The sequence below is a fragment of the Azospirillum canadense genome, from assembly GCF_025961225.1.
Classification (GTDB): Bacteria; Pseudomonadota; Alphaproteobacteria; order Azospirillales; family Azospirillaceae; genus Azospirillum; species Azospirillum canadense.
In genome coordinates this window covers 428,950-455,510 of the sequence record NZ_JAOQNG010000003.1, presented here as the reverse complement: position 1 = coordinate 455,510, position 26,561 = coordinate 428,950, and the positions used below count along the sequence as shown (strand labels likewise).

General features: G+C 66.3%; 21 protein-coding genes, 2 pseudogenes and 1 other annotated feature. Of the genes and pseudogenes, 10 read left to right on the top strand and 13 right to left on the bottom strand.

Features of this window, described 5'->3' with window-relative positions:
* Positions 1 to 71: 71 nt before the first annotated feature.
* Positions 72 to 521, bottom strand: a complete 450-nt coding sequence (locus tag M2351_RS20260; protein ID WP_264657877.1) for an SgcJ/EcaC family oxidoreductase — start codon at positions 519 to 521, stop codon at positions 72 to 74.
* 685 nt (positions 522 to 1,206) lie between these two features.
* Between M2351_RS20260 and M2351_RS20255 the strand changes: the two genes are divergently transcribed.
* The gene (locus M2351_RS20255; protein ID WP_264657876.1) at positions 1,207 to 2,277 is read left to right on the top strand and encodes an IS630 family transposase; all 1,071 of its coding nucleotides are present in this window, start codon (positions 1,207 to 1,209) and stop codon (positions 2,275 to 2,277) included.
* Between the two features lie 331 nt (positions 2,278 to 2,608).
* Here the strand turns inward: M2351_RS20255 and M2351_RS20250 are convergent, their stop codons facing one another.
* Positions 2,609 to 3,727: an IS110 family RNA-guided transposase gene (locus M2351_RS20250; protein WP_264657875.1), complete on the bottom strand. Its 1,119-nt coding sequence runs from the start codon at positions 3,725 to 3,727 to the stop codon at positions 2,609 to 2,611.
* 403 nt (positions 3,728 to 4,130) lie between these two features.
* Here M2351_RS20250 and M2351_RS20245 point away from each other — a divergent pair.
* A pseudogene (locus M2351_RS20245) lies at positions 4,131 to 5,130 on the top strand (DDE-type integrase/transposase/recombinase); the annotation flags it as partial.
* A gap of 576 nt (positions 5,131 to 5,706) precedes the next feature.
* Here the strand turns inward: M2351_RS20245 and M2351_RS20240 are convergent.
* Positions 5,707 to 5,973 (bottom strand): Txe/YoeB family addiction module toxin, encoded by a 267-nt coding sequence (locus tag M2351_RS20240; protein WP_264657874.1) that lies wholly within the window; start codon positions 5,971 to 5,973, stop codon positions 5,707 to 5,709.
* Positions 5,970 to 6,215: a type II toxin-antitoxin system Phd/YefM family antitoxin gene (locus M2351_RS20235; protein ID WP_264657873.1), complete on the bottom strand. Its 246-nt coding sequence runs from the start codon at positions 6,213 to 6,215 to the stop codon at positions 5,970 to 5,972. The genes M2351_RS20240 and M2351_RS20235 overlap by 4 nt, the downstream gene beginning before the upstream one ends.
* 670 nt (positions 6,216 to 6,885) lie before the next feature.
* Between M2351_RS20235 and M2351_RS20230 the strand changes: the two genes are divergently transcribed.
* The 3 genes and pseudogenes from M2351_RS20230 to M2351_RS20220 all read left to right on the top strand — a co-directional run.
* Entirely contained in the window at positions 6,886 to 7,599 is a 714-nt protein-coding gene (locus M2351_RS20230; RefSeq protein ID WP_264657872.1) for an IS6 family transposase, read from the top strand.
* Positions 7,600 to 8,146: 547 nt separating this feature from the next.
* On the top strand, positions 8,147 to 8,293 hold the full coding sequence (locus M2351_RS20225) for a hypothetical protein (RefSeq protein ID WP_264657871.1): 147 nt from the start codon (positions 8,147 to 8,149) through the stop codon (positions 8,291 to 8,293).
* Positions 8,294 to 8,983: 690 nt separating this feature from the next.
* A pseudogene (locus tag M2351_RS20220) lies at positions 8,984 to 9,759 on the top strand (IS3 family transposase); the annotation flags it as partial.
* Positions 9,268 to 9,384: a sequence feature (AL1L pseudoknot), on the top strand. Its footprint overlaps the pseudogene before it by 117 nt.
* Before the next feature lie 78 nt (positions 9,760 to 9,837).
* On the opposite strand, the gene M2351_RS20215 reads toward M2351_RS20220, so the two are convergent.
* Entirely contained in the window at positions 9,838 to 10,785 is a 948-nt protein-coding gene (locus M2351_RS20215; RefSeq protein WP_264657870.1) for an IS110 family RNA-guided transposase, read from the bottom strand.
* Positions 10,786 to 11,449: 664 nt separating this feature from the next.
* Between M2351_RS20215 and M2351_RS20210 the strand changes: the two genes are divergently transcribed.
* Together M2351_RS20210 and M2351_RS20205 are read left to right on the top strand one after the other, a co-directional pair.
* Complete coding sequence (locus M2351_RS20210; RefSeq protein WP_264658097.1) at positions 11,450 to 12,418, top strand: IS5 family transposase; 969 nt, start codon at positions 11,450 to 11,452, stop codon at positions 12,416 to 12,418.
* 253 nt (positions 12,419 to 12,671) lie between these two features.
* Positions 12,672 to 13,577 (top strand): LysR family transcriptional regulator, encoded by a 906-nt coding sequence (locus M2351_RS20205; protein ID WP_264657869.1) that lies wholly within the window; start codon positions 12,672 to 12,674, stop codon positions 13,575 to 13,577.
* A 35-nt stretch (positions 13,578 to 13,612) separates the two neighbouring features.
* Here M2351_RS20205 and M2351_RS20200 read toward each other — a convergent pair whose 3' ends face one another.
* Positions 13,613 to 14,938 (bottom strand): NAD(P)/FAD-dependent oxidoreductase, encoded by a 1,326-nt coding sequence (locus tag M2351_RS20200; protein ID WP_264657868.1) that lies wholly within the window; start codon positions 14,936 to 14,938, stop codon positions 13,613 to 13,615.
* Between the two features lie 245 nt (positions 14,939 to 15,183).
* On the opposite strand from M2351_RS20200, the gene M2351_RS20195 reads away from it, so the two are divergent.
* Positions 15,184 to 15,660: an Lrp/AsnC family transcriptional regulator gene (locus tag M2351_RS20195; RefSeq protein WP_264657867.1), complete on the top strand. Its 477-nt coding sequence runs from the start codon at positions 15,184 to 15,186 to the stop codon at positions 15,658 to 15,660.
* Positions 15,661 to 15,720: 60 nt separating this feature from the next.
* Here M2351_RS20195 and M2351_RS20190 read toward each other — a convergent pair whose 3' ends face one another.
* The 7 genes from M2351_RS20190 to M2351_RS20160 form a co-directional block, all read right to left on the bottom strand.
* Positions 15,721 to 17,367 carry an ABC transporter ATP-binding protein gene (locus M2351_RS20190; protein ID WP_264657866.1) on the bottom strand — a complete coding sequence of 549 codons (1,647 nt, stop codon included), beginning with the start codon at positions 17,365 to 17,367 and terminating at the stop codon, positions 15,721 to 15,723.
* Positions 17,367 to 18,221, bottom strand: coding sequence for an ABC transporter permease (locus M2351_RS20185; protein ID WP_264657865.1), 855 nt, complete (start codon positions 18,219 to 18,221; stop codon positions 17,367 to 17,369). The genes M2351_RS20190 and M2351_RS20185 overlap by 1 nt, the downstream gene beginning before the upstream one ends.
* Positions 18,218 to 19,168, bottom strand: coding sequence for an ABC transporter permease (locus tag M2351_RS20180; protein ID WP_264657864.1), 951 nt, complete (start codon positions 19,166 to 19,168; stop codon positions 18,218 to 18,220). The genes M2351_RS20185 and M2351_RS20180 overlap by 4 nt, the downstream gene beginning before the upstream one ends.
* A gap of 131 nt (positions 19,169 to 19,299) precedes the next feature.
* Positions 19,300 to 20,907 carry an ABC transporter substrate-binding protein gene (locus M2351_RS20175; protein ID WP_264657863.1) on the bottom strand — a complete coding sequence of 536 codons (1,608 nt, stop codon included), beginning with the start codon at positions 20,905 to 20,907 and terminating at the stop codon, positions 19,300 to 19,302.
* Positions 20,908 to 20,968: 61 nt separating this feature from the next.
* Complete coding sequence (locus M2351_RS20170; protein ID WP_264657862.1) at positions 20,969 to 21,703, bottom strand: HAD-IA family hydrolase; 735 nt, start codon at positions 21,701 to 21,703, stop codon at positions 20,969 to 20,971.
* 267 nt (positions 21,704 to 21,970) lie between these two features.
* On the bottom strand, positions 21,971 to 23,347 hold the full coding sequence (locus M2351_RS20165) for an aspartate aminotransferase family protein (RefSeq protein WP_264657861.1): 1,377 nt from the start codon (positions 23,345 to 23,347) through the stop codon (positions 21,971 to 21,973).
* 13 nt (positions 23,348 to 23,360) lie between these two features.
* On the bottom strand, positions 23,361 to 24,230 hold the full coding sequence (locus M2351_RS20160) for a GNAT family N-acetyltransferase (RefSeq protein ID WP_264657860.1): 870 nt from the start codon (positions 24,228 to 24,230) through the stop codon (positions 23,361 to 23,363).
* A gap of 342 nt (positions 24,231 to 24,572) precedes the next feature.
* Here M2351_RS20160 and M2351_RS20155 point away from each other — a divergent pair, with 342 nt between their 5' ends.
* Both M2351_RS20155 and M2351_RS20150 read left to right on the top strand, forming a co-directional pair.
* On the top strand, positions 24,573 to 25,241 hold the full coding sequence (locus M2351_RS20155; RefSeq protein ID WP_264657859.1) for a haloacid dehalogenase type II: 669 nt from the start codon (positions 24,573 to 24,575) through the stop codon (positions 25,239 to 25,241).
* A gap of 43 nt (positions 25,242 to 25,284) precedes the next feature.
* On the top strand, positions 25,285 to 26,559 hold the full coding sequence (locus M2351_RS20150; protein ID WP_264657858.1) for an NAD(P)/FAD-dependent oxidoreductase: 1,275 nt from the start codon (positions 25,285 to 25,287) through the stop codon (positions 26,557 to 26,559).
* The last annotated feature ends 2 nt before the right edge of the window (positions 26,560 to 26,561 follow it).

The following is a 26,561-nucleotide window of genomic DNA, read 5'->3' as shown; positions in this document are numbered from 1 at the left end:
GTCCTCCCTTGAGGGTTCACCCAACAGACCCCGGTGACGGCACGTCATGGGCGCCATCTCGGGCATTTCCACTACTTGGGTTGGACGTGTGGCGACGAATGGTGGTGTGCAATGCGCCATTCACCGTCGCGTTTCGTCAGGAGCATCGTAAAGCGCGAGGGCGATGGCATCGCCTGCCCATCTTTCATCCTGGTGAAGTCATAGAAGCCCGTAACAACCACAGCGGCCTCGCTGACCGGTATCGTGTACCTCTCACCAATGATGTTCTTGTTCCCGCTACCCTTGATCATCGAGAAGTATTTTCGGATTTCCTCCGATCCCTTGGAGATAACGGGGCTAACGGTTCCAAGGAGGATCGCATCTGGTGCGTACAGTTGCACCACAGCATCCGGGTCATTGGAGTTGTAGGCTGCTGACCAGCGGTCAACCAAAGCGTTGGCTTCCTCCGCTGGCCCGACAACCGCGACGGCGGGCGTCATCAGCAACAATGACAGACAGAGAGCTTGAGTTGTGGAGCGCATTTCTCCCTCCGTAGCCAGGATCCTGTCCGTCGAGCATGAGCCCAACGAATTGTGAAGCCAACTGGTCCTAAAGAGACTGTGTGATCAGTAGCACAGACCTCAATTATGAAGATAATGGCCGCGAAGAAGAGGTATTGCTGGTCGCTCTAAGTGGGAATGTTACCGAGCAGACTCCGCGATAAGCGAGGCCGTGTTGAGGGCCAGAAGGATCGCCTTGCCCAATGCATCGCAGAACTAATCCGCGCAGTTCTAGCCCATCGGCGAACCTCCCGTCCTAACCGCAGAGGGAGCACTGCAACGCTTAGAAAGGCTATGCGGATACTTGCGATGTGGGAGAATTTTCAATCACACGGGCGTGCGGCGCTCCCCGTACAAAAGGCGGCATACCAAATGCGAGAAGGCCCGCCGCAGTAGGCGGGCCTTCCTGGGACGCACAACTTAAAAGGGTTTCCCGTTCATCAGTGATACTACCTTGTTAAGGCTCCGAGGCTCCGCCAAGCCTCGGCGGCGCTGCCTGCCACAACCGGAAACGTAACAAGGGTTGGGCCGTCACATCGTTGTCGCGTCACTCGATGCCCTAGTGGTTTGAACCAGACGGAACGTATCGTTTGTAGATGGGTAGATGTTAGTGCTTTGACGCAGACATAGGATTCACAACGGGCCGCCGACGTGCGATTCTGTCGGCATGGCCCAGACCGTCAGCATCATTGTTGGACCGGAGGACCGCGCGCGTTTGGCTGCGGTCCTCGGTGACCGGAACCGCCCGCAGAAACATGTGCAGCGGGTGAACATCATTCTGCTCTCGGCCGCACGGCTGCCGGTCCTGGAGGTGGCCCGTCGGGCCGGCGTCAGCCGCCCGGCGGTTTGGCGTTGGCAAGTGCGCTACGCCGAACAAGGCGTCGATGGGCTGTTGCGCGACAAGACGCGCAAGCCCGGCCGGGCGCCGCTGCCGACCGCCACCGTGGCCAAGGTGCTGGCGCTGACGTGTTCGGAACCACCCGGCGCCGTGACACACTGGACCGGCCGGGCGGTGGCCAAGGCCGTCGGCATCAGCCTGCGCGCCGTGCAGCGCATCTGGGAAGCCAACCGGCTCCAGCCGCATCGGTTGCGCACCTTCAAGCGCTCCAACGACCCGGCTTTCGCCGCCAAGGTGGAGGACATCGTCGGCCTCTATATGGACCCGCCCTGCCACGCGGTGGTGCTGTCCATCGACGAGAAGAGCCAGATCCAGGCGCTCGACCGCACTCAGCCGGGTTTGCCGCTGAAGCCCGGCAAGTGCGGGACGATGACGCACGATTATAAGCGCAACGGCACCACCACGCTGTTCGCCGCGCTGACCACCCTGGACGGCACCGTGGTCGGCCGCTGCCTGCCCAAGCACACCCACAAGGAGTTCATCAAGTTCCTCAACGCCGTCGAGCGCGTCGTGCCGGTCGGCAAGGTGATCCACGCCATCGTCGACAACTACGCCACCCACAAGCATCCCAAGGTGCTGGAATGGTTGGCCAATCATCCGCGATGGGTCTTCCATTTCACGCCGACCTCGGCGTCCTGGATCAACGCCGTCGAGGGCTTCTTCTCCATCATCACCCGCCGGAGCATCCGGCGCGGCGTGTTCAAGTCCGTGGCCGATCTCCAGGACGCCATCGCCCGCTACATCCGCGAGCACAACAGGGCATCCAAGCCCTTCATCTGGACCAAGTCGGCCGAGGATATCCTCGATAAACTCAGCCGTTTGCCTGCACCTTCTGAATGAGTCAGTGCACTCTCATGTCCCGTTTCAAGGGCTGTGGGCGTGAGTGGTCGTCTCCGGTTTGCGGCCGGCTCGGCAAGCGGTGAGGCTGGCGCGCATGGCAGGAGGCGGAGCGGTCGAGACGACGGCTGATCAAACTCTGATGCGCGGGTTGGCGACCGCAGGACCGTGTTCCGTCTCGGGGCTGCCTCGGTCTAGGAGCGGGCGTCGCAAAGCGGCCACATAGTGCACACGAGGGCTCCCCTGGCGAGCTCCGCCTCCAGCCATGCGCGACAGTCAATGTCGCGGAACCGATCGGTCCTCCTCTGCGCGTCTCCTCCGTCCCTCCCGGGGTTTAGGCGGCCCCGGCCGGCTGCACGTCGCGGGCGATCGCCCAGGCAAAGGCCGCCATCTCCCGCGCGATCGCTGTGATCACCACGTTGCGGTTCTTGCCCGTCGCGGCGAGCCGGCGATACCGCGCGCACAACCGTGTCTGAGCCTTCCACGCGATGGCCCGCACCGCCTGCGGTAAACCCTCCAGGCGGGCGCGGATTTCGTTCGTGACCCGCGCCGGCCAGCGATAACTCCAGGCACCTTCGACGAGCACCCGCCGGGCCCGCGTGTTGCCGGCTTTGGTGATGCCCTCGCGCGGCACCTTGCGGCCGCTGGACTGCTCGGAGGGCACCAGGCCGAGATACGCCATCAGTTGGCGGGGATTGGCGAAGCGGCGGAAGTCACCGATTTCCGCCACCAGCACCACGGCCGAGAGAAACGCAACGCCGCGCATCGCCTGCAGAGCCTCGACCACTGGCCGCAGCGCCCAGCTCCGGGCCAGCTCCTCGATTTGCCCGTTCAGCCGATCGCGCCGCGTCTCGGCATCGGCGACGGTGTCGATCAGCTCCTGCAGAACGATCTGCTGAGCCGGATGCTCGAAACGCTGATTGGCCAGCCAGCGGCGATGCGCCGCCGTCCATGGAGAGCGCCCGGTGAAAATGCGGTTGTGGCGCAGCAGAAAGCTTTGCAGCTGCTGACGCGCCCGGCGCACCGTCTCCATCGCCGCGGTCCGCGCCCGCACCAGGTCGCGCATCGCCTCGTGGGCCGCGTCGGGCACCCAGACCGCGGTGAGCTCGCCGGCGCGATGCAGCCGCGCCAGGGTCAGGGCGTCACGCCGATCGGTCTTGACGCGATCGCCGCTGCGCACCGGAATGAGCGAGGGCGCCACCACCAGGCACTCCTGCCCGAGCTCGGTAATTTGCCGGTGCAGACTATCGCCGCACGGCCCGGCCTCGTAGCACACGCTCAGCTTTCCATACTTGCTGGCCAGCGTCTCGATGAGCCGGCGCACGGCGTCAGCTCGGTTGGGGATCTCGCCCAGAAAGCGCACCTCGCCCGAGCGCCCGGGCTCGGCCACCGCGACGGCGATCGTCTCTTTGTGCGTGTCCATGGCGACAAACACCCCGCTCTTCTGCTCCATGGCTCGTCTCCTGTGTCTGAGGCAAGGCGCCGGCCCACCCGGCGCAATCCTCGTTCGCGACATAACGTGAGACGAGCCACCTTCAGCTCAGCAGGGACATGGGGTCTAGGGGCTGTGTGATGGCGGAACGTTGTTGGGACCCGGTCTGTTGGGCCATCCAAGAGCATGGCTGGTGGATCGAAAGGCGTCTGGGCCCTGCGCCTCAGTAGGCCAGCTTTCGGCGCAGTCCCCTCCGTCGTCGCCATGACGAGCCAAAAGCGCCCGCCGCGTGACGGCCGGTCAACCCCACAGCCGCCTTCGGCGGTGGCCCGTCAGGGCCAGGGTTGACGGGCCGGCCGCGGCGGGCATCATCCCTTGTGGCGGCGACGCTGAGCCTGTTCGGCCCCAGCCGGAAGGAGCCGCCATGGACCAAATCCATCCCAACGCCCGCACCACCCCAGTGGTGCGCGCCGCCATCGCCGCCTCCACGGAGCCCTCGAGCGTGCTGGCCAAGCGCTACGGTGTCAGCACCGAAACCATCCGCACATGGCGCAAGCGTGGTCCCGAGGACGTTCAGGATCACTCGTCGCTCCCCCAGCACCTGCGCTGGCGGGCCACCGAGGAAGAACGCGCCATCGTCTGTGAGCTGCGCCGGAGCACCGGGTTCCCCCTCGATGACCTCACGTTCACGCTGCGCCACTTCCTCCCTCACCTGAACCGCGACGCCATCGACCGGATCCTGAAGGCCGAAGGGCTGGGGCGCCTGCCGACACCCCCGACCACCACGCCCAAGAAGGGCACTAAGACGTTCAAGGCATACGACCTCGGTTTCCTGCACATCGCCATCAAGCACCTGCCGAAGCTGCACGTGATCGGCGCCGGCGCGCGCAAACGCTACCTCTAATGTCGCCATCGACCGCGCCTCGCGGATGGTCCACCTGGCGGTCAAGGACGAGGAGACGGAAGCTGCCGCCACCGCCTTCCTGAACGAGGCGGTCACCGCCTTTCCCTTCACCATCACCCACGTGCTGACCGACCGCGGCCGTTGCTTCACCGCCGACGGCTTCGAGGCCGCCTGCCGCGCCTTGGGCGTGCAGCACCGCAAGACCAAGCCCTATACGCCGCAGACCAATGGCATGGTCGAACGCTTCAACGGGCGCATCGGGCGCGAGGTGTTGGTCCTGTGCATCGGCACGCACGACGCCCTGGAGCGCCTGCTTCACGGCTACCGGCTCGCCGACAACGCCCGCCGACAGCGCGTCCTCAAGGGCCACTCGCCCGACGAGGTCGTCCGCGAGCGCCTGAAGGCAAAACCCGAACTGATCAACCCCGCTTACCGACCTCCCAGTCCGTGCGACCTCACCAAAATCAAGGTTGCCGCTCAGCTCAGGGTGTATGCCGCCAAGGACCTATCGCATCCGGACAGTTCGGAGGCTGGCTGTTGTTGCTGGGTCAATGGCGTGCCAAAGGGGATGCCGGAGAGCTGGCCAATGGCCCGCCACCGCATGCCACAGTGACAGGCGCACCAAATGGCCATGATCGCTTTGCGCAAGGGCGCGCCGGTCAGCGCCGGCTTCGGTCCCGAGCGGGTCGCCCGCGCGCCGTCCGCCGCCATTGCCGTCAGCTCGGTCAGCACCTCATCCACGAAGGCATCAACGTCCGAGACCGCGTCCCAGGATGCCGGTGTGGTGCTTGCGGGACGAAGGGCGGTGCCCATAGACTGCGATCCAAGCGGTGAGAGCGAAGCCCACACAGCTACCAGACTATGCCCCTGCCGCACTATCCCTGTTCAGCTTAAAGTAGCATCCAGCTTAGCGTCAGCTGGGGCTTGCCCGCTGCAAACAGCTTCTACGGACGGAGCTATGGCCGACTGGCAGGCTGCGACCGCGCGAACCGGTCGGGGAATGCCGCGATTTCGCGCGTCGGGTCAAGTCACGTCACAGGGCCCATCAACCCAATCGTGCAACATGGCGGTTAGCGCGAATGCTGACGAACCGGTCTCAATAATGATAGCGACAACTGGCGATCTCCAGCGCCTGCGACTCGCCCGTGCCGGTCACCCGGTACACCAAGCGGTGCTCTCCGGTGATGCGCCGCGACCACCAGCCTTTCAGGTTTTCCTTCAATGGCTCCGGTTTGCCGAGCCCCTTGAACGGATTGCGCTTGGAATCTTTGAGCAGTTCGTTGATGCGTTCCACCATCTTCGGGTCGTGCTCCTGCCAGTGCAGGTACTCGGCCCAGGAATCCTCCGACCAAACGAGCTTCATGCGGTCGGGTCGTGCTCAACACCCTTCCCGGCGTCAAGCGCGGCGATCGAGCGCATCAGGCGCTCGGCGTTGGCCGGGCTCTTGAGCAGGTGGAAGGTTTCCATCAGGCCCGCGTAGTCCCGCTCCGACATCACCACCACCGCGTCGGCCCCAGGGCGCTCCACGGTGAGGGGCGTCCGCGCCGCATCGTCCAGATGCGCGTCAAGGTTGGCCTGGAAATCCTTCATGCTGACGTGGCCCATCGTGACCTCCTTTTCGGACATCATTTAGCTATGCCCAAGCCGAGGCGCCGTCAAGCGGGCCTCGGCTGAGCGGGTGTCTTCCGTGCCGTTGGTGGGCGTTGATCTCGAAACGAAACCGCCGCAAACCTTGATTCCATGCCGCCCAACGGAAAAGCCGGTGGGCGTAGGGTTTGGCGTCCACGAAATCCGAGGCCGGCGACCATTCGTCGTCGCGGTGCGCACCTTCAGCATCCAGCGGGCAATGCGCGGGAACCAGCGCACGGCCTGGTTGGCACCCCACGCGCCGGTGCCGCCGTCGCTGGATGATGCTTCCGGTCGTCGCCGTAGTCGATGGTCAAATTGGCCCGTCCGGCAACGTCGGTCTGCAACCCGCGCAGCTGCGTGGCCACCGTCCGGGCCTGCGGGCCGTCGGCGGCTCCTTAGAGGGCGTCAAGGTTGGCCAGGATCTCACTGGTCACGGCCGGCGCCCGCTCGGCCTTGCCGTGCGAGAGCTTCCAGCAAATGCCGAAGAAGGCCGCATTGCTCCTCGGTTCAACAGGCTCCTGCCACGCAATCCATGCCGCCCAAATTCCGGCGTTTTCGCCTCTCCATCGGTTCTGCTGCAGCGTTTTCGGCGGCGCGGAGATCGGGTAGAACCCAGCCCCTTTCGGCAGCTGGGGTGAACGGGGTCATGGGCAGCGGGCAGAAGCCGTTCAAGGGCCGGCAGTTCACGGCGGCGGTGATCCTGTGGGCGGTGCGCTGGTCCCTGCCGTTTCCGATCAGCTATCGTAATCTCGAGCACATGCTGGCCGACCGCGGCGTTTCGGTCGACCACACCACGCTCTACCGCTGGATCCAGGCCCAGGCCCCGGAGTTGGACAAGCGCCTGCGCCCGCTCCTGCGCATGACCACCGGCTCCTGGCGGGTCGATGAGACCTACATCAAGGTGAAGGGGCGCTGGGTGTATCTGTACCGCACCGTCGATGGGCACGGGCAGACGATCGACTTCCTGCTCAGCGCCAAGCGTGATGGCGCGAGCGCGCACCGCTTCTTCCGCAAAGCGCTCAAACAAGCCCATACGGTCAACCCGCGCACCCTCACCGTGGACAAGAACGCCGCCTATCCGAGCGCAACCACGGCGATGAAGACGGACGGCGAGCTGTGGCGCTTCGCCAAGCTGCGGCAAATCAAGTCTCTCAACAATATCGTTGAACAAGATCATCGGCGGATCAAACGGTTGGTCCGTCCTGGTCTCGGCTTCAAAAGCTTCCATACCACGCGCCGACCGATCGCCGGCCACGAGATCATGGCCATGGTCCGCAAAGGGCAGATTGCCGCCATTCCCGCCGACGACATGAGCAGCCAAGCCTCCTTCATCACCATCCTGTTCGGGGTTGCTGCCTGAAGTTGCTCAAGCTGGAACGACTTTCACCCAATTTCCGACTTTGCAACAGAGCCCTCTTCTGCGCATCGCGTGGCGAGCATGCTCATCCCATATTCATTGTGTCGGCAAGTATCCGGTCTTGGCGCCTCCGGAGCGCCTTAGGTGACTTGGTCGGTACCATTGCCCCATACAGAGGGGGTGTTCTACGAAACCGCATCTTTGGGAGCGTCTAGAGGCGCACGGGATCAACCCATTGTATATGCTCCCCTTGGCGGCACTGGTTGGCCTCATCGTGCTGGCCGCCCGGTAGCGCGCATTGGGAGAAGGGGCGGGTCGGTTACGCACGTTGCTGGCTTTCGGCCTGTGCAACATTCGTCCGGCTGCGCGTGCCGGCAAAGGCGTTGTCACCTCACCACCGATCCGGCGTTATTGAAGCCCTGAGATGGGGCTTCGTTGTCGCCGAGGCTATCGAACGCGATGCCCGCTTCGGCATTTTTTGCGCAGGAGGTTCGGTGCAGCGCCTTGCTCAACGTCGATGCGACAACGACCATGGCCGGAGGATAGCGTGATGAGCGCAATGATCATAATCATGAGTTTTGCGGTCGTCATCCTCGCGTCGATCCTGTCGCACGGTGATCCATGGTGGATGTCCGGGGCCGTGCTCGCCGCCGCCGTCTTATGGTTTGCCGGCGCCTCTATGGGGCGGCGACCATGATGGAAGCGCGGCGAGGGGCAGCGTCAAGCGCCGCACAACCATACTGCAGTTTTTTATTGGCAAGCCTCAATGAAAATTTTCGATTGCAAATGCGCCCATTTTGGAGCCCGAGCCAGAACCAGCTGTCTCTTAAGTTATTGCGCTTTCATGAGATTTTTCGCGGAGTTATCGATTGACACTCCGCCATATAAGACACGGAGTGACCTTTGGTTGCTGACACTGGTCGAGCCTAGATGGTTCGTATCCTCACGAAGCACCAAGGCTCACTTCCGTCGCTTGGCTCGGGTGATCTGGCACCATCGATGAACAAGGCCGGTGGCGGCTTGTTGAGCATGGCATGATCATGAATGTGTGGGATGTCGGATCGATCGACAACGATCCAATCGGGCGGCTTGCGGACGGGTTCGGGTTCGGTGCGGACGGGCGTGCTGGACCGGTGTCGCCCGTGGTGGAGCGTCTCATGGCAGAGGCTCGCAGGCCGGGCGCGGATGGTCTCGTTTGGGCGGCGGTCGCCCTGCGTCTGCACGCGGGCCCCCAACCGCCGGCGGATGGTGCGATCGCAATCTGGCGGCGGCTTGCACCGAGCCTGGATCGGACCACGTGGGTCACGGCGGCTGGAGCCGACGCCAAATCACTTTGAACCGCGCCGGGTTTCCCGGAGGCCCCATCCTCTGAGAGACTGGGGTCATCATGACGAAACCGGCATCACCCAAATACGCCCCTGAAGTCCGCGAGCGCGCGGTTCGGATGGTGTTCGAGCACGAGGGGGATCACGCCTCGCAGTGGGCGGCGATCGGCTCGATCGCGGCGAAGATCGGCTGCACGGCGGAGACGCTGCGGGGCTGGGTCCGGCAGGCCGAGCGCGACCAGGGCAAGCGGCCCGGCCCGACGACGGACGAGCAGGAGCGGATCAAGGCGCTGGAGCGCGAGGTCCGGGAACTGCGTCAGGCGAACGAGATCCTGCGCAAGGCTTCGGCGTATTTCGCCCAGGCGGAGCTCGACCGCCCGTTCAAGAAATGATCGCCTTCATCGACGCACACTGCGCCGTCCACGGGGTCGAGCCGATCTGCAGAGTGCAGCCGATCGCCCCGTCCACCTACTACCCCCATGCTGCCCGGACGGCCGATCCGGCCAAGGTGCCGGCCCGCTCCCGAAGTGACGCGGAGCTGAGTTTGGCTATCCGACGGGTCTGGAATGACAACTTCCAGGTCTATGGGGTGAGGAAAGTGTGGCGGCAGTTGCGGCGGGAGGGCCACGACGTGGCGCGCTGCACGGTGGCCCGGCTAATGCGCCAGATGGGCCTGAAGGGAGCGACGCGCGGCAAGGCGGTGCGGACCACGATCAGCGACCGGGCGGCACCCTGTCCGCTCGACCGGGTGAACCGCCAATTCCAGGCGCCCCGCCCGAATGCCTTGTGGGTCGCGGACTTTACCTACGGTGCGCCTCGACCCGGATGGACCGGGGTGCGTATGTCTGGAATGCTGAAGAGAAAGGAGGAACTGAACGAACGCCTTGCTCTCTGCTGTAAGCGACTGTGTTGTCGGTCAAGCGGCTTTCCATGGCGAGGCGGTTCGGACGATGGCGTTGAGGATGGTGAGCAGGTGTCGCATGCAGGCGACGATGGCGAGCTTCTTCGGTCGTCCGGCCGCGACGATGCGGGCGTAGTGGGCCTTGATGACGGGATTCCAGCGGATGGCGGTCAGTGTGGCCATGTACAGGACATTGCGGACGGCGGTTCGCCCCCCGGCGATGGCCCTGTGGCCGCGCATCTGGCCGGAGTCGCGGTTGATCGGAGCGACGCCGACCAAGGCGGCGATGCGCCGGCGGTCGAGCCGGCCGAGTTCAGGGAGGTCGGCGATCAGGGTCCGGGCGGTGACGTCGCCGATGCCGGGGACCGAGGTGAGGAGGTCGTCGGCGGCCCGCCAAACGGGCGAGCCGCGCACGGTGTCGTTGATGTCCTTGTCGAGTTCAGCGAGCTGGGCCTCCAGGGTCTTCAGCGTGACCTCGATGGTCCGGCGCACGCGTGGGCTTTTGGCTTGGCGGCGTCGGTTGCTTTCCATGCCGATCATCTCGACGATCTGGCGGCGGCGGGCGACCAGTTCGGCCAGAGCCTGGCTGTCGGTGTCGGCGACCGGGCGCGGTTCGGGGCGGATGCGCTCGGCAAACAGCGCGATGACTTGGGCGTCCAGCGCGTCGGTCTTGGCGAGCCGCCCGATGGCGCGGGCGAAATCGCGGATCTGGCGCGGATTGACCACGGCCAAGGGAAGCCCGGCGCCGGCCAGAGCGGCGGCCACGGTGAGTTCGAAGCCGCCGGTGGCTTCCAGCACCACCAGCGCTGGGGCGAGCGCGCGCAGCTCACTGGCGAGGCGATCCAGGCCTTCGCCGTGGCGCGCCACGGCGAAGGCCTGCCCGGTGGGTAGGACATGCACATCCAGGCGGTCCTTCGAGACGTCAATGCCAACAAAGCTTGGCGAAACGGAAGGCTGTTCCATGACCCGTCCTTGCGAATGCGGGCTCGCCGTGCGGCCCAAGCGACTGTTCGGGTTCCGGTTGGAACCAGCGGACGGGGCGCCGTGCTCACACGCGGGCTCGATCACCCCAGGGGGCTGCGGGCTCCCGTCCACTGATAGCCTCGCCGGCCTCGCACCGGTCGGCAACTGAGAGATACAAGGGGGCATGAGCCCAAGCGGCGGTGACCTGCCGTCAACTGGCAGGGTGACGTAGCCCGCGGGAAAAGGGAATTGAGGCGAAGCCGTTACGCCAAGATGGTTCCCGAGGCTGAAGTGCTGGAAGGTTGAGGAACACGAACCGGTTAAACCGCATCCGAGGGCTGAAATGTCGCCTTCGCCTACACGGCTTAACAGGCGGAATGCCGATGTCGCCGCCGGACACGTATGTCGGCGGCGTCCGAATTCAGGCGCAGATGTAAGGCGCCTTGAAGGGGCCATGGGGAGAACGCAGCCAGACCATGGCATCGGCATCGACTTGCAGGACGCAAGGACAAGGACTGCGACCGGCAACCTCCCCAGCGCGTGAACGTCCAGCATACGAACGAGGGAAGGCATGATGGAAGACGTTGGTGCGAAAATCGGTTGGCAGTTGGCGGGGAATGGCTTGCCGGGTAAGGAAGTCAGCCCCGCTGAAGCCGAGCCTCCGATGCCGTACAAGGCCAATGAGTCCCGCCGCCACAAGATCCCGAAGGCCCGCTATCGGGTGGAGAATTGGGCGGCTTACGATGCGGCGCTTCGCCGGCGGGGAGACCTGACGATCTGGGTGTCGCCGGAAGCGATCGCCGCCTGGACGCCGCCCGCCACGGGGCGGCGCGGCCGGCCTTCCCGCTACTCCGATATTGCCATTGAGGCCGGGTTGATGCTGCGCTTGGCGTTCGGTCGGCCGTGGCGCCAGACCGAGGGCTTGCTGGACTCGCTCATGCGCCTGCTCGGCCTGGACCTGCCGGTCCCGGATCACACGACCTTCTCGCGCCGTCGCGCCAACCTGGAGGTGGCGAGGGCGTTGGCGAAGGCGGACGGCCCGGTCACCGTGGTCATCGACTCCACCGGGCTGAAAGTGTTCGGAACGGGCGAGTGGCACCTGGAAAAGCACGGCGGCACAGCGCGTCGGGCATGGCGGAAACTGCACTTGGCCGTCGCTCCCGACACCGGCGCGATCCTCGCCTCCGCGTTGACCACCACGGACGACGGCGATGCCTCGCTGGTCGGCCCGCTGCTGGACCAGATCGCCGGCCCGATTGGTACGGTCCTGGCGGATGGCGCGTACGACGGCGAGCCCATCTACCGCACCGTCGCGGCACGGGCGCCGGAGGCAGAGGTCATCATCCCGCCGCGCGCGACCGCGGTGCCGAGCGACACCGCCCAGCGCGCTCCCACACAGCGTGACCGGCACATCCAAATGATCGCGGAACGCGGACGGCTCGGCTGGCAACGGGCGGTTCAGTACGGAAGGCGGTCCTTGGGCGAGGTGGCCATGATGCGGTACAAGACGCTGATCGGCCGCAGCCTGCGCGCACGGAGTCTGCCCGCGCAGAAGGTCGAGGCCGCTGTCGGCTGCACGGTCCTCAACATTATGACCAGCCTTGGCATGCCGATCTCCCGCAAGGTCGCTTGATCAGCAGCGTAGCAGGGCCGAATCCGTCAGAACGCCGAGTTGTGCACCAAAGTCCAACAGAGGGGCAACGGCCGGATTTGTGCAACAAGGCCTTCGCCTGCGACACCCACCACAGCCGTGCAACAACGCGGCCTCCGAGGGACAAGCCGCATCACCGCTTTTCGTTGCTGCTCGACCCCCTCGCCCGAAGGTCGCTATAGTCGTGGCCCGGCTGTGCCGGTTCCGCCTCTGTCCGCTCGCACCAGGATTGTGAATGCAAGCCCGCCAATTGGAAGTTTTCTGCATGCTGATGCGCTGTGGAACGGTTACGGGGGCAGCGGCGATGCTGAACACTTCACAGCCGGCGTTGAGCCAGATTCTGTTGCACACCGAAGATCAGCTCGGATTCAAGCTGTTCAATCGGGTGCGCGGGCGTTTGGTGCCGACGCAGGAGGCCAATGAACTGTATCCGGAGGCTGAGCGCATCTTTTCCGAACTCGGCGCGCTGCGCCGGCGTACGGTCGACATGCGCCATGGCCGCACAGGTCTGGTCCGTCTCGCCGCCTCGGCCCCGCCATCCATGTCGATCGTTCCCAAGGCGCTGACCGCCTTCCGCGACGCGCACCCCGACATCGTCGTGCGGTCGCTGGTCGCCCCGATCGCGAGCATCCTGGACATGCTGCGCAGCGGTGACGTTCTGCTGGGGGTGGCGATGAACGACATGCCCCATCATGACCTTCATGTCGAAACCGTGGGCCACGCCGAACTGGTCTGCCTCATGCCTGAAGGGCATCGGCTGGCCGAACACGCCCATGTCGGTTTTGCCGATCTGGCGGAGGAGACGCTGATTTCCTACCGCGTGGACACGCTGCCTGGCCGGCTCCTGGCCGGGGCGGTCGAGGCGGAGGGGGGGGCCTACGCCCCGGCGGTGGAGATCGACCTGTCGATCACCGCTCTCCCTTTCGTGCGGGAGGGGATCGGCATCGCGGTCGTCGATGGGCTTTTGCCGTGGAACCAGTTTTCCGGCATCGTCCAGCGGCCCTTCCGTCCCAGCATCCGTGTGCCCATCGCCATCCTGACCAACAAGGAGCGCCCGCTGTCCGGCAGCCATGACCTGATGCGCGAGTGTCTGCGCCGGGCCGCCCGTGCTCTTGAGCCGGGTGGCGTCGAACGGCTTTGATTGGGCGGTCCTGACCGGATGGGCCGGCGTCCAGGTCAGAAATCGGCGACCTTTCCGGCGGAGAAGCCGGCGAAGCGGTCGGGATGATAGGGTTTGGGATCGACAATCGGCGCTTGGTCGGTGATCAGGTCGGCGATCAGATGTCCGGCGCCGGGGCCGATGCCGAAGCCGTGGCCGCTGAACCCGGCGGCCAGGATCAGGCCCGGTAGGCTGCCGACCTCGCCGATGGCCGGAACGCCATCGGGCGTGCTGTCGATGTAACCGCCCCAGGCGGCGGTGATTGGCGCACTCTTCAGGCCGGGCAGCAGCGCGGTGGCCCGTTCGTGGGTGAGGCGGATGGTGCCGCGGTCCGGGGTGGGGTCCAGCACCCGCACCCGTTCCATCGGGGTCGGGCGGTCGAGCCGCCAGCGCCGCAGCGTCTCGTGGCCGGAGCGCACACCCTCCAGTCCGCCGGGCAGCAGGCTGCGCCAGCGCCGGGAGAACATCGGCAGAAATTGCGGCGCGAAGCGAATCTGCTGAAGGGTCGGATCGACGCGCCCGCGTCCGCTGATGGCCAGGGTGTGTCCGCCGTCGCCGCGCCGGGTGATCGACACGGCGGCGGTGTGCAGGGCGTCGGGAAGGCCGGCCGGGCTGGGGCCGACCGACAGGATCGACGACCGGATCGAGGCGAGCGGGAAGCGCACGCCGACCTGGTGGCAGAAGGAGGAGGCCCAGGCCCCGCCCGCCAGGACCACCACCTTCGTTCGGATCGTGCCCTGTTCGGTGACGACGCCGCTGACCCGCCCGCCGCTGGTTTCCAGCCCGCGCGCGGCGCAGCCCTGATGCACCGTGCCGCCCCGCGTCATGATCGCCCGCGCCACGGCGGGCGCCGCGCGGGCCGGATCGGCGATGCCGTCCGACGGCGAGAAGACACCGCCCTTCCAGGACCGTCCGGTCGGCTGCCCGCGTTCGGCCGCTTCGGCGCTGCTCAGCATGTGGGTGGTGACGCCGACCGTCCGGGCGAAATCCCGCCAGCGCGCCCAGCCTGCCAACTCCTGGTCGTCGTTGCTGAGATAGAGCAAACCGCAGCGGGTGAAGCCGGTGTCCTCGCCGCTCTCGGCGGCGAAGCGTTCCCACAGGTCCAGGCTCTTGGTGGCCATCGGCAGTTCGCGCGCGTCGCGGTTCTGCTGGCGGCACCAGCCCCAGTTGCGGCTGGACTGTTCCGCCCCGACCTGTCCCTTCTCCACCAGCGCCACCGACACGCCGCGCTGGGCCAGGCTGTAGGCTGCCCAGACGCCGACGATCCCGCCGCCGATCACGACGACGTCCGCCTGGTCGGGCAGCTGCTGCGAGGACGCGATGGTTTGCAAAGGGGCTGGCATTGGGCGGGTCTCCGGTTTCGGCGTTGCGCCATCTAGCCATGCCGCGCGGATCGGCGGGCGCTGCTTTGCGCGATTCGACAGCATTATCTTCTGTCGATGCCCGAGGACATGGTGCATTGTTCTGCCGAAGGAATACGTCTTCGCCATCGACAGGCGGGCCGCGCGTGTTAAGCTGCCGTCGTCCGATCGGCAGAATTTTCTGCTGTCATTGACCGTTCCCCGCCCTCGAACCGGATGGGTTCCCCATGAAGCTGGACCGCATCGACATCAAGATTCTGCATCAGCTCCAGAAGAACGGGCGGATCACCAACGTGGAATTGGCCGAGTTGGTGAATCTGTCGCCCAGCCCCTGCCTGATGCGGGTCAAAAAGCTTCAGGCGGAAGGCTACATCGAAGGCTACACAGCCCAGATCAACGTCAGCAAGCTCGGCCAGGCCTTGACCGTCTTCACCGAGGTGACGTTGAAGAACCACCGGCAGGTCGATTTCGCCCGTTTCCTGGCCGCCGTCAAGAAGATCGAACAGCTTCTGGAATGCCATTTGGTGTCCGGCGGCTATGATTACATGCTGAAGTTCGTCACGTCCGGGATCGGCGAGTATCAGGAGATCATGGAAAAACTGACCGACATGGACATTGGGATCGACAAATATTTCAGCTACGTCGTGCTGAAGTCGCCGATCGTGCGCACGCACATGCCGCTGACCACGCTGTTTCAAATGTGAGGACCGCCGCGGCGGGACCGTCGCCCCCGCGCGGCACCGGGCCGTGCGGGGGTCTGCCGGTCACGCCACCCGCATCCGGTCGGCGTCGCTGTTCAGCGTGTCGAGCCAGGTCGGGTCCAGCTTCGGAACCGACGAGAAGAGCAGCTGCGAATAGGGGTGCTGCGGCTGCTGCCGGGCCGAGGGGATGATGGTCTCCACCGTCTGTCCGCGGTACATCACGATGATCTCGTCGCAGATCGCCTCGATCACCGACAGGTCGTGGCTGATGAAGATGTAGGACAGCCCAAGCTCGCGCTGCAGTTCCTTCAGCAGATCGATGATCGCCGCCGCCACGACGGTGTCGAGGGCCGAGGTGATCTCGTCGCACAGGATCAGTTTCGGTTCGGCGGCGAGCGCGCGGGCGAAATTCACCCGCTGCTTCTGGCCGCCCGACAGCTCGGCCGGGCGGCGGTGGCGCAGGGCGCGCGGCAGGTGGACCATGTCCAGCAGCGCGTCGACGCGCGCGTCGCGGGCCTTGCCGCGCAGGCCGTGATAGAAGGTCAGAGGGCGGCCGAGAATGTCCTCGATCGACTTGGCCGGGTTGAGCGCCGTGTCGGCGTGCTGGAAGACGATCTGCAAATCGCGCAGCTGCTCGCGGCTGCGCTGACCCGCGCTGTGCCACAGCTCCCGTCCGTCGAACTGGATGTCCCCCTTGCAGGCCGGCAGAATGCCGGCAATGGCGCGCGCCAGGGTCGACTTCCCGCAGCCGGACTCCCCGATGATGCCGAGGTTGGTGCCCCGCTTCACCTGCAGGCTTACCCCCTGGACCGCAAGGACCAGCGGCTGCCCGTTCGGTTGCGGTGGGCCGTAACCGGCGCTCAGCGTCTTGATCTCCAGCAGCGGGGCGGCATCGCCGACGGGCGGCGCCGACCGGCCGCCGGTGTCGGGGTGGAAGGCGTGCAGCAGCTCCTTGGTGTAGGGGTGGGTTGGGCGCGTCAGGATGTCGTCGACACTTCCGGTTTCCTGCACCGCGCCGTTGCGCAGCACCATGATGCGGTCGGCGATCTGGGCGACCACGGCCAGGTCGTGGGACACGTAGACACAGGCGATCCGGCGCTTGGCGGTCACCGCCTTGAAGGCGCGCAGCACCTCCACCTGGGTGGTGACGTCGAGCGCCGTGGTCGGCTCGTCGAAGATCACCACCTTGGGATCGCCGATGAGCGCCATCGCCGCCGCCAGCCGCTGCAGCTGACCGCCCGACACCTGATGCGGGTAGCGGTCGCCGATGCCGTCGGGATCGGGCAGGGACAGGGCGTGGAACAGGGCGACCGCCCGGCGGCGGGCCTCGTCCGGCGGCATCAGGCGGTGAATCCGCGTCACCTCGATGACCTGGTCCATGATCGTCGCCGCCGGGTTGAAGGCGGCGGCGGCGCTCTGCGGCACATAGGCCACGGTGGTGCCGCGCAAGGCCGCCCGTTCCTTTTCCGACAGGCTCGCCATGTCACGGCCGTCGACCCGCACCGTGCCGCCGGAAATCCGGCAGCCCGGACGGGCGTAGCCCAGCAGGGTCATGGCCGCGGTGGTCTTGCCGGACCCGCTTTCGCCGATGAAGGCGACGGTCTCGCCGGCGGCGATGTCCAGGTCGATGCCCTTCAGGATCTGGATCCAGCGGCCGGAATCGGTGGTGGCCTCGACCGTCAGGCCGCGGATTTCGACGAGGTTCGTCATCAGGAGGCACTCCGGTCCCGGATCTTCTGCGGAAGATTGTCGATCAGCAGATTGACGCTGATGGTCAGGGTGGCGATGGCCAGCGACGGCACGATCACCGCCGGCGCGGCGAAGGGCAGGCCGCCGATGTTCTCGCGCACCAGCGCGCCCCAGTCGGCGTAGGGCGGCTGAACGCCCAGCCCCAGGAAGGACAGGCCCGACAGCAGCAGGACGATGAAGACGAAGCGCAGGCCCAGGTCGGCCAGCACCGGGCCGATGATGTTGGGCAGGATCTCCGACGCGATCAGATAGGGCAGCTTTTCCCCGCGGATGCGGGCAACCATGATGAAGTCCATCGTGTCGATGTTGACGGCCAGCGCCCGGCTGAAGCGGTAGGCGCCGGGGACGTAGATGATCGACAGGGTCAGGATCAGCACGGGAATGGACGACCCGACCGCCGCCACCACCATCAGGCCGAACAGCTTGCTGGGGATGGAGTTCAGGGCGTCGAGCAGGCGGCTGACCACCATGTCCACCGGCCCGCGCAGCACCGCCGAGGTCATGCCCAGCACCACCCCGGTGAAGCAGGCGATGAACACCGCGGCCAGCGAGATCCCGACGGTGTAGCGGGCGCCGAGGATCAGCCGGGACAGCATGTCGCGGCCGAGATAGTCCGACCCCAGCCACAGGCCGGGCCGCATCGGGCCGAAATAGTCGGCGTCGATCATCTCCCCCACCGAATGGGGGGTGATGTGGGGGGCGAACAGGGCGACCAGCGCCCAGAACAGGACCACGGAGACGCTGACCAACCCGACCGGATTGATCCGGTAGCCGGACCACGCCGCGAAGGTGCCAATGGAGGAGTGTGTCTTCATCGGAGCCTCGGGTTCGACAGGATGGCGACGATGTCGGCGGCGGTGATCAGAAGCAGATACCCGAAGCAGAAGATCATCGCGCAGGACTGGATCAGCGGCAGGTCACGGGTGGACACCGCATCCACCATCAGCTTGGCGATGCCCGGATAGTTGAAGATCGTCTCGACGATGATGACGCCGCCCAGCAGATAGGAGAGCGACAGCGCCACCGCGTTGGCGATCGGGCTGAGCGCGTTGGGCAGGGCGTGGCGCAGCACCAGCCGGGGCCGCGACGCCCCTTTCAGCAGCGCCATTTCGACATAGGGCGTGTTCAGCGTCTCGATCACGGCGGCCCGGCTCATGCGGATCATCTGCGCCGACACCACGAAGGTCAGGGTGACGACCGGCATGGCGTAGGCCCGCAGCAGCCCGGCGAAGCTGTCGACCTGATAGGTGAAGGACAGGGCGGGCAGCCATTTCAGGTACACGGCGAACACCAGCACGGCCAGCGTCGCCACCACGAATTCCGGGACGGAGATGATGCCGATGGTGGCGACGGTGACGATGCGGTCATACAGCGTGCGCCGCCACATGGCGGCGGTGATGCCCAGCGTCAGCGCCAGGGGGACCGACACCAGGGTGGTCAGCCCGGCCAGCTTCAGCGTGTTGGCCAGCCGGCCGGAGATCAGCGTGGCCACCGGCACATGGTTGGCGTAGGAGGTGCCGAGATCGCCCTGGAACAGCCCGGCGATCCAGTAGACGAAGCGCAGCAGGGCCGGCTCGTCCAGATGCATGGCCGTGCGCAGGCCGGCGATCGCCTCCGGCGTCGCCGCCTGCCCCAGCAGGATGGTCGCCGTGTCGCCGGGCAGCAGGGTGGTGGCGAAGAACACCGCGAAGGACACGATCGTCAACGTGACCAGCGCGATGAGCAGCCGACTGAGAATAAGAGACGGAACGCGTGATTTCATGCCTGGCCTCCGCGTGGTGAGTCGCCCCCGGAGGGGTTGCCCAGCCGGGTGACGATGAACCGAGCGACGACGGGACGGGCCACGGTGGGCCGGTCGGGCCTTCGCCCGAACCGTCCCGCCCGTCCACGGCATCAGGTGGCCAGCCAGACATACTCGGCAAACGCGTAGCCCATCATACCGCCGAGCGGGCTGGGGTCCAGGCCCTTCAGCTTGTCGGAGATGGCGTCCACGTTGGAGATGTAGGCCGGGATGATGGTGCCCGCCTCTTCGGCGATCATCACCTGCATCGCGTTGTAGATCTCCTTGCGCTTGGCCTGGTCCAGCATGCCGCGCGCTTCGATCATCATCTTGTCGAACTTATCGGACTTGTACTTGCTCTCGTTCCACGGCGCTTCGGAGGCGTAGAGCAGGGAGAACAGGATGTCCGGCGTCGGCCGCGGGTTGATGTTGCCGAAATGGACCGGAGCCTTCAGCCAGTAGTTGCTCCAATAGCCGTCAGACGGCACGCGCTGGACGTCGAGCTTCATGCCGATCTCGGCGGCGGAGGCTTGGATCACCATCGCCATGTCGATGGCCGACGACGCGGCATCCGATGTGATCACCGGGATGGACTGTCCCAGCACGCCCGCCTTCTTGAACAGGGCCTTCGCCTTTTCCGGGTCGTAGGCCTTCGGCTTCAGGGCGGCGTTGTGGTACGGGTTGACCGGCGACACCGGCTGGTCGTTGCCCACCTCGCCGTAGCCGCGCAGGGCCGATTTGACGATCTGCTCGCGGTTGACGATGTACTTCATCCCATCGACGAAGTCTTTGCGGCTGCCGGGCTCCATATCCAGGCGGATGTTTAGGTCGGTGTAGTTGCCCGAGGTCGTCTTCGACAGGGCGAAGCCCTTCTGCCCGTCGACCAGCCGCGTGGAACGCGGGTTGATTGATGCGGCGAGATGGATGTCGCCGGACAACAGCGCATTGACGCGGGCGTTGTCGTCGCTGATCGCGAAGAATTCGAAGGAGTCGACGTTCGGCCCGCCCTTCCAGTAGTTCGGGTTGCGCAGGCCGACGGAGCGCACGCCCGGCTCGAAGCTTTTGCAGGTGAAGGCGCCGGTGCCGTTGCCCTTGGAGAAGTCGGTGGTGCCGTCGGCCACGATCATGAAGTGGTGGGTGGCCAGGATGGTCGGCAGATCGGCGTTGGGGCTGGCCAGCGTGATTTCGACGGTGTTCTTGTCGACGGCCTTGAACTCCGTCATCTGCGCGGCGATCTTCGCGACCTTCGACCCGACGGCGGGATCGAGGTGGCGTTTCAGCGAATACACCACGTCGTCGGCGGTCAGCGACTTGCCGTCGTGGAAGGTGACGCCCTTGCGCAGTTTGACCGTCCAGGTCTTGGCGTCGCCCGATTCCACGCTCTCGGCCAGCTCCATCTGCGGGATGCCGCTCTGGTCGAGGGTGGTCAGGCGGTTGTAGAAGGCACAGCAGCGGACATAGTCGGTCGACAGCGACGCCTTGGCCGGATCCAGCGTGTCGGCGGTCGAGGCCGACCAGCCGGCGGCCTTCAGCGCGCCGCCCTTCACCGGCGTGGCGGCCAGCGCCATGCTGGCGCGGCCCAGAACGAGGTCGGCGGCGGCAAGGGACACCCCGCCGGCCAGCAGCATCTTCAGCAGGTCGCGGCGGTTCGCACCGCGCCGGATGGCGCTTTCGACCATGCTGTCGTCGGCCCGGGTCCAGGTTTCAGGCGTCTTGGTCATGTCTGCCTCACTCTGTTCGGATATTGTTCGTTCGTTTTCAGCGCGCTCCGGTTTGGTCCGGTTACGCCGAGACCGTCTTCGGCCCTGCCGCCGCGGCGTCCACGGCGTCGGCCAGGTCCGCCATCGAGCGGAAATGGAAGTCCGGTTCGGTGAACTCGGCGGGCTCGATGGTGCCGCCATAGCCCTTCTGCGCGTGCCGCCGCTGGATCCAGCAATTCGTCAGGCCAAGGCGCCGGGAAACCCCGATGTCGTGATACTGGCTCTGGGCGACGTGCAGGATGTCGTCCTTGCTGCCGCCGTCGCGCTCGACGAAGTCGAAAACCTGCTGGAAGAAGGTCGGGTCGGGCTTCTCCACGCCGGTGTCGTCGGCGGTGAAGCCGGCGTAGAAGGGGTCGCCCAGTTCGCGGGAGAAATGCGTGAAGGCCCAGCGCCGCGCGTTGGTCATCGCGATCAGCTTGTACCGCTTCGCCAGCCGCGCCATGGCCTCTCGGCTGTCGGGGAAGCCGGCCCAGGACGCCGCGGAATCCCGCAGGCGTTCACCGTACCGCGTTCCGGCGGGCAGGCCGAGCTTCGGCGCGATGACCGAATAGACGCGCGCCAGATCGTCGGGGAACAGGTCGGCGTCGTCGGCGTAGCGCGCTTCGCGATAGAGGGTCAGCGCCGCCTCGCCGTCCACCGTGGTTCCGGCCTCCGCAGCAATCGCGGCCAGGCATCCGGTGATGCCGGATTCGAAATCGATCAGGGTGCCGACGACGTCAAAGGTCAGATATTTGAAGCTCTGCAGACTCTTGGGCAACGCACCAACTCCTCATCAAGGACCGCGTGGGGACCGATCCGGTCCGGCGGGTCGTTTCAGGTCCGGCAGGATCGTCCGCCGGGGTGTCGGGCCGACGCCGGGGTGCCGCCCTGGCGTATGTGGAGGTGGTCCGGAGTTCCGGTCTTCTGTCCCCTCCAGTGTGGTCCATGGGCTAGACGCCGGTCTCTGAATCATTGGTGCCGGACGGCAGAATATGCTGGATACGGGGGTATTCACGGATTCTTCCGCGGATACCCCCAATTCCGTCTATCGCATCGCCCGGTGGACGTCCGGATCCTCCAGCGTCTGGTCCAGCGAGCGGGCCGTGCGCTCCAGGATCGCGTCGATGTCGTCGTCGGTGCAGCAGAGCGGCGGGGCATAGCCCAGGACGCCGTTCGCGAAGGCGCGGATGACCAGCCCGTTGGCCCAGGCCCGGTCGAAAATCCGGCGGGACGGTTCGGCGGCGGCGGGCAGGGGGGTCTTGCGGTCCTTGTCCACCACCAGCTCGATGGCGGCCAGCATGCCGCGCCCGCGCACGTCGCCGACCAGCGGATGGTCGCGCAGCGCGTGCAGCCCGGCCATCAGCCGGGCGCCGGCCTTCACGCCGTTGGCCAGCAAGCCGTCCTCGTAGAGGCGCAGCGCCTCCAGCCCCACCGCGGCGCTCACGGGATGGGCGGAGTAGGTGTAGCCATGGCCGACGGCGGCGGTTCCGGCGGCATCGGCGATCGTGGCGTACACCGCGTCGGACAGGAAGACGGCACCCATCGGCACATAGCCGGAGGTCAGGCCCTTCGCCGTGGTCATCAGGTCGGGGACCACGCCGTCGTCGGTGCAGGCGAACAGCGGGCCGGTGCGGCCGAAGCCGGTGATGACCTCGTCGGCGACGAACAGGATGCCCAGGCTGCCGCAGCGGTCGCGCATCGCCTTCATCCATCCGTCGGGCGGCACCAGGACGCCGCCCGAACCCTGGATCGGTTCGGCATAGAAGGCGGCGACCCGCTCCGGCCCGCCGATCTCGGCGATCTTGGCGTCGAGTGCCGCGAGCGAAGCGGCGATGATCGCCTCTGCATTGTCGCCCACTGGGTTGCGGTAGGCGTAGTGCGACGGAATCTTGTGCTGCCAGTCGAACGGGACGCCGAAGCCGGCATGGAAGGCGGGCAGGGCGGTCAGTCCGGCGCCGACGGTGGAGGAGCCGTGATAGCCCTGCTCCACCGAGATGAACTGGTCGCGCTGCGGCTGGCCCTTGGCCTGCCAGTAATAGCGGATGAAGCGGATGGTGCTGTCCACCGCGTCCGACCCGCCGAGCGTGAAGAAGACGTGGTTCAGGTCGCCGGGCGCGCGTTCGGCCAGCGCCGCCGCCAGCCGGATCGCCGGTTCGCTGCCAAGCCCAAAATAGCCGGTGGCGTAGGGCAGTTCCCGCATCTGGCGGGTGGCGGCCTCGACGAGGCTCTGCTGCCCATAGCCGGCGTTGACGCACCACAGGCCGGCGAAGCCGTCGACCAGCCGGTGGCCGGACGTGTCGGTGACCGTCGCCCCGGAGCCGGAGGCGATCACCCGCACGCCGGCCTTCTCATGGCCGCGATACGAGGCGACGGGATGCACCAGATGGGCACGGTCGAGTTCGATCAGGGAATTGCTGAGCATGGTCCTCTCCGAATCAGCCGAGTGCCTGGCTGGCGAGCGCGTAAGTCGAAACGGGGGCGGGCGAGATACCGGTTGCCGTGGACGCGGGGCGGCGCATGGCGATGCCGCCGCCGACATGGCGCAGGCCGCAATCGGCCAGCCATGGGCCGAGGCCGGTGTCGGCGGTGGTGTCCACCCGCAGGAATTTTCCGGGATGCGCGGCGATGATCGGGCCGATCAGGGCCTTGGCGCCGTCCGCGTCGGGGGCCACCACCGGGCCGATGACCCGCCCACGGCCGAAGTCGCGCAGCGCCGCGAAGCCGACGGGAGCGCCGTTCCGGCGCAGCAGCGTGCAGGATCCACGCTCGGCGAAACGCTCCAGGAGAAGGCCGCGGTCGGCGCCGAAGGCCTGCCGGTCCAGGGCGGCGATGGCGGCGCGGTCGCCGGCGCCGGCCGGGACAACCTCTCCCGCCGCAACAAGCGGCACCGGACCGGCTTCCCCCTGGTGCTGAAGGACGGTGCCGACCTCGCGAAAGCCCAGCTTTTCGTACAGCGGCAGCCCGTCGCTGGTGGCGACGAGGCGCAGGGGGCGGTCTCCCGCCAGCGTCATGGCCTCGTCCATCAGGCGGCGGCCAAGGCCCTGCCCGCGCCAGCCGTCATCGACGATGACCATGTTGATGGTGGCGGCGTCCTCGCCATAGGGCGTCATCAGCACCGTGCCGACCACTTGCGACGTCTCGGCGTCCACGGCGACCAATCCCTCGCTCAGCGCAAGGGTCAGGGACCAGTCTTCCAGACGGTGCGGCCATTGCGCCTGCCGCGACAGGGCGAGCGCGTCCGTGAGATGCTTCGGCTCGAACGCCAGACAGTGAACCGCTTTGTTGCGAACTGTGTTCTTGCTCATCGGCAGTCCTTTCACCCTCTGCCCCAAGAGTGGGCGCACCGCCCCCGGACGATTGTCTGAAGGCGACACCCGCCGCGACATCTTTCACCTTTGCTTCGGCAGCCCGCCGCATCTTATGCCGTGGCGGACACCGCCGAACCCGCGGATGGGGCGTCCGTACCCCGTTCGGGACGCGCGAGCGCCGTTTCCCTCCCAACCAAATGCTGAGTGCCGAGACGGAAACGGAACTTTGTGCTTTCGCGCCGGGCAATTCGGTCAGGCCCGGCGTCGCGGCGGGGCTAGGATCGTGGGGCAGGGTCGATCGCGCCCTTTCCCATCGCGCTCCACATCAAGGAAGCAGCCATGAGCCAGTTTCGGCCGAAATACGTCACCTTCGATTGCCACGGCACGCTGATCAACTTTCAGATGGCCGAAGCCGCGCGCGATCTGTACGGATCGATCCTCGACGAAGCGCGGATGACGGAGTTCATCAAGAATTTCGCCGCCTACCGCCTCGACGAGATCCTGGGCGACTGGAAGCCCTACGCCGAGGTCGTGCACAATTCGCTGGAACGCACCTGCAAGCGCAACAACGTCGTCTTCCGCGAGGAGGACGCGCGCATGGTCTACGAGCGGGTCCCCACCTGGGGTCCGCACGCCGACGTGCCGGCCGGGCTGGCCAAGGTGGCCAAGGAGATCCCGCTGGTCATCCTGTCCAACGCGATGAACGACCAGATCCCGTCGAACGTGGCGAAGCTGGGCGCGCCGTTCCACGCCGTCTACACCGCCGAACAGGCGCAGGCCTACAAGCCGCGCTTCCAGGCGTTCGAATACATGTTCGACATGCTCGGCTGCGGGCCGGAGGACATCCTGCACTGCTCCTCCTCCTTCCGCTACGACCTGATGTCGGCGCACGATCTGGGGATCCGCAACAAGGTGTGGGTCAACCGCGGCCACGAACCGGCCAACCCCTTCTACGGCTATGTCGAGATTTCCGACATCTCCGGCCTGCCCGGCGTGGTCGGGCTGTAAGGGACAATTTTAGGTTCAGGCTGCAATGAGAAGGACCCAGGCCATGAAATTCGTCTCCTACTGGCACGACACCGCTCCCGCCTTCGCGGGCGGAGCCGAGGGGGCCGTCGAGGGCCATTACGACGTCGCCATTGTCGGAGGGGGGTTCACCGGCCTGGGTGCCGCTCGCCAGCTGGCCAAGGCCGGCGCGCGGGTGATCGTGCTGGAAGCGGGCAGCGTCGGCGGCGGCGCGTCCGGACGCAACGGCGGGCACCTCAACAACGGTCTGGCCCACAGCTTCGTCGCCGCCAAGACCGCCCTGGGGACGGAGCGCGCCATCGCGCTCTACCGCGCCTTCGACCAGTCCATCGACACGCTGGAGGCGCTGATCGCCGAGGAGGGGATCGACTGCAACTTCCGCCGTGCCGGCAAGCTGAAGCTGGCCTCGAAGCCCGCGCATTTCGAAACCATCGCCCGCAACTTCGAGGCGGTGCACCGCGAGGTCGATCCCGACACCGCGCTGCTGACCGCCGAGGATCTGAAGGGGGAGGTCGGCTCGCCCTTCTACGGCGCGATGCTGTCGCGCAAGAGCGCCATGATGCATATGGGCCGCTTCGCCACCGGGCTGGCGGACGCCGCCAAGCGGCATGGCGCGGTCCTGGTCGAACACGCGCCGGTCGGCGCCATCACCCGCTCGGGCGACCGCCACACGCTGTCCACCCCGCGCGGCACGATCACCGCCAATCAGGTGCTGGTCGCCACCGGCGCCTACACCACGCCGAACTTCAGCCACTTCCGCCGCCGCATCATCTCGGTCGGCAGCTTCATCATCGCCACCCGCCCGTTGAGCGACGACGAGATCGCGTCGGTGGTGCCCGGCAACCGCACCTACGTCACGTCGATGAACATCGGCAACTACTTCCGACTGTCGCCCGACCGGCGGCTGATCTTCGGCGGACGGGCGCGCTTCTCGGCCACCTCCGACCAGCGATCCGACGCCAAGAGCGGGGAAATCCTGCGCGCGAGCCTCGCGCGGATCTTCCCGCAGATCGCCACCATCGACATCGATTACTGCTGGGGCGGTCTGGTGGACATGACCAGCGACCGTTACCCGCGCGCCGGCTACCAGGACGGCCTGTGGTACGCCATGGGCTATTCCGGCCACGGGGCGCAGCTGTCCACCCATCTCGGCATGACCATGGCCGACGCGATCCTGGGTCGCGAGGACAAGAACCCGCTGAAGGGACTGTCCTGGCCCGCCGTTCCCGGCCATTTCGGCAAGCCCTGGTTCCTGCCGCTGGTCGGCCTGTACTACAAGGCGCTCGACCGCATTCAGTGACG

Coding starts and splice junctions, on each gene's coding strand:
- M2351_RS20260 (WP_264657877.1), bottom strand. CDS start 521: ATGCGCTCCACAACTCAAGCTCTCTGTCTGTCATTGTTGCTGATGACG.
- M2351_RS20255 (WP_264657876.1), top strand. CDS start 1,207: ATGGCCCAGACCGTCAGCATCATTGTTGGACCGGAGGACCGCGCGCGT.
- M2351_RS20250 (WP_264657875.1), bottom strand. CDS start 3,727: ATGGAGCAGAAGAGCGGGGTGTTTGTCGCCATGGACACGCACAAAGAG.
- M2351_RS20240 (WP_264657874.1), bottom strand. CDS start 5,973: ATGAAGCTCGTTTGGTCGGAGGATTCCTGGGCCGAGTACCTGCACTGG.
- M2351_RS20235 (WP_264657873.1), bottom strand. CDS start 6,215: ATGGGCCACGTCAGCATGAAGGATTTCCAGGCCAACCTTGACGCGCAT.
- M2351_RS20230 (WP_264657872.1), top strand. CDS start 6,886: ATGGGCAGCGGGCAGAAGCCGTTCAAGGGCCGGCAGTTCACGGCGGCG.
- M2351_RS20225 (WP_264657871.1), top strand. CDS start 8,147: ATGAGCGCAATGATCATAATCATGAGTTTTGCGGTCGTCATCCTCGCG.
- M2351_RS20215 (WP_264657870.1), bottom strand. CDS start 10,785: ATGGAACAGCCTTCCGTTTCGCCAAGCTTTGTTGGCATTGACGTCTCG.
- M2351_RS20210 (WP_264658097.1), top strand. CDS start 11,450: ATGCCGTACAAGGCCAATGAGTCCCGCCGCCACAAGATCCCGAAGGCC.
- M2351_RS20205 (WP_264657869.1), top strand. CDS start 12,672: ATGCAAGCCCGCCAATTGGAAGTTTTCTGCATGCTGATGCGCTGTGGA.
- M2351_RS20200 (WP_264657868.1), bottom strand. CDS start 14,938: ATGCCAGCCCCTTTGCAAACCATCGCGTCCTCGCAGCAGCTGCCCGAC.
- M2351_RS20195 (WP_264657867.1), top strand. CDS start 15,184: ATGAAGCTGGACCGCATCGACATCAAGATTCTGCATCAGCTCCAGAAG.
- M2351_RS20190 (WP_264657866.1), bottom strand. CDS start 17,367: ATGACGAACCTCGTCGAAATCCGCGGCCTGACGGTCGAGGCCACCACC.
- M2351_RS20185 (WP_264657865.1), bottom strand. CDS start 18,221: ATGAAGACACACTCCTCCATTGGCACCTTCGCGGCGTGGTCCGGCTAC.
- M2351_RS20180 (WP_264657864.1), bottom strand. CDS start 19,168: ATGAAATCACGCGTTCCGTCTCTTATTCTCAGTCGGCTGCTCATCGCG.
- M2351_RS20175 (WP_264657863.1), bottom strand. CDS start 20,907: ATGACCAAGACGCCTGAAACCTGGACCCGGGCCGACGACAGCATGGTC.
- M2351_RS20165 (WP_264657861.1), bottom strand. CDS start 23,347: ATGCTCAGCAATTCCCTGATCGAACTCGACCGTGCCCATCTGGTGCAT.
- M2351_RS20160 (WP_264657860.1), bottom strand. CDS start 24,230: ATGAGCAAGAACACAGTTCGCAACAAAGCGGTTCACTGTCTGGCGTTC.
- M2351_RS20155 (WP_264657859.1), top strand. CDS start 24,573: ATGAGCCAGTTTCGGCCGAAATACGTCACCTTCGATTGCCACGGCACG.
- M2351_RS20150 (WP_264657858.1), top strand. CDS start 25,285: ATGAAATTCGTCTCCTACTGGCACGACACCGCTCCCGCCTTCGCGGGC.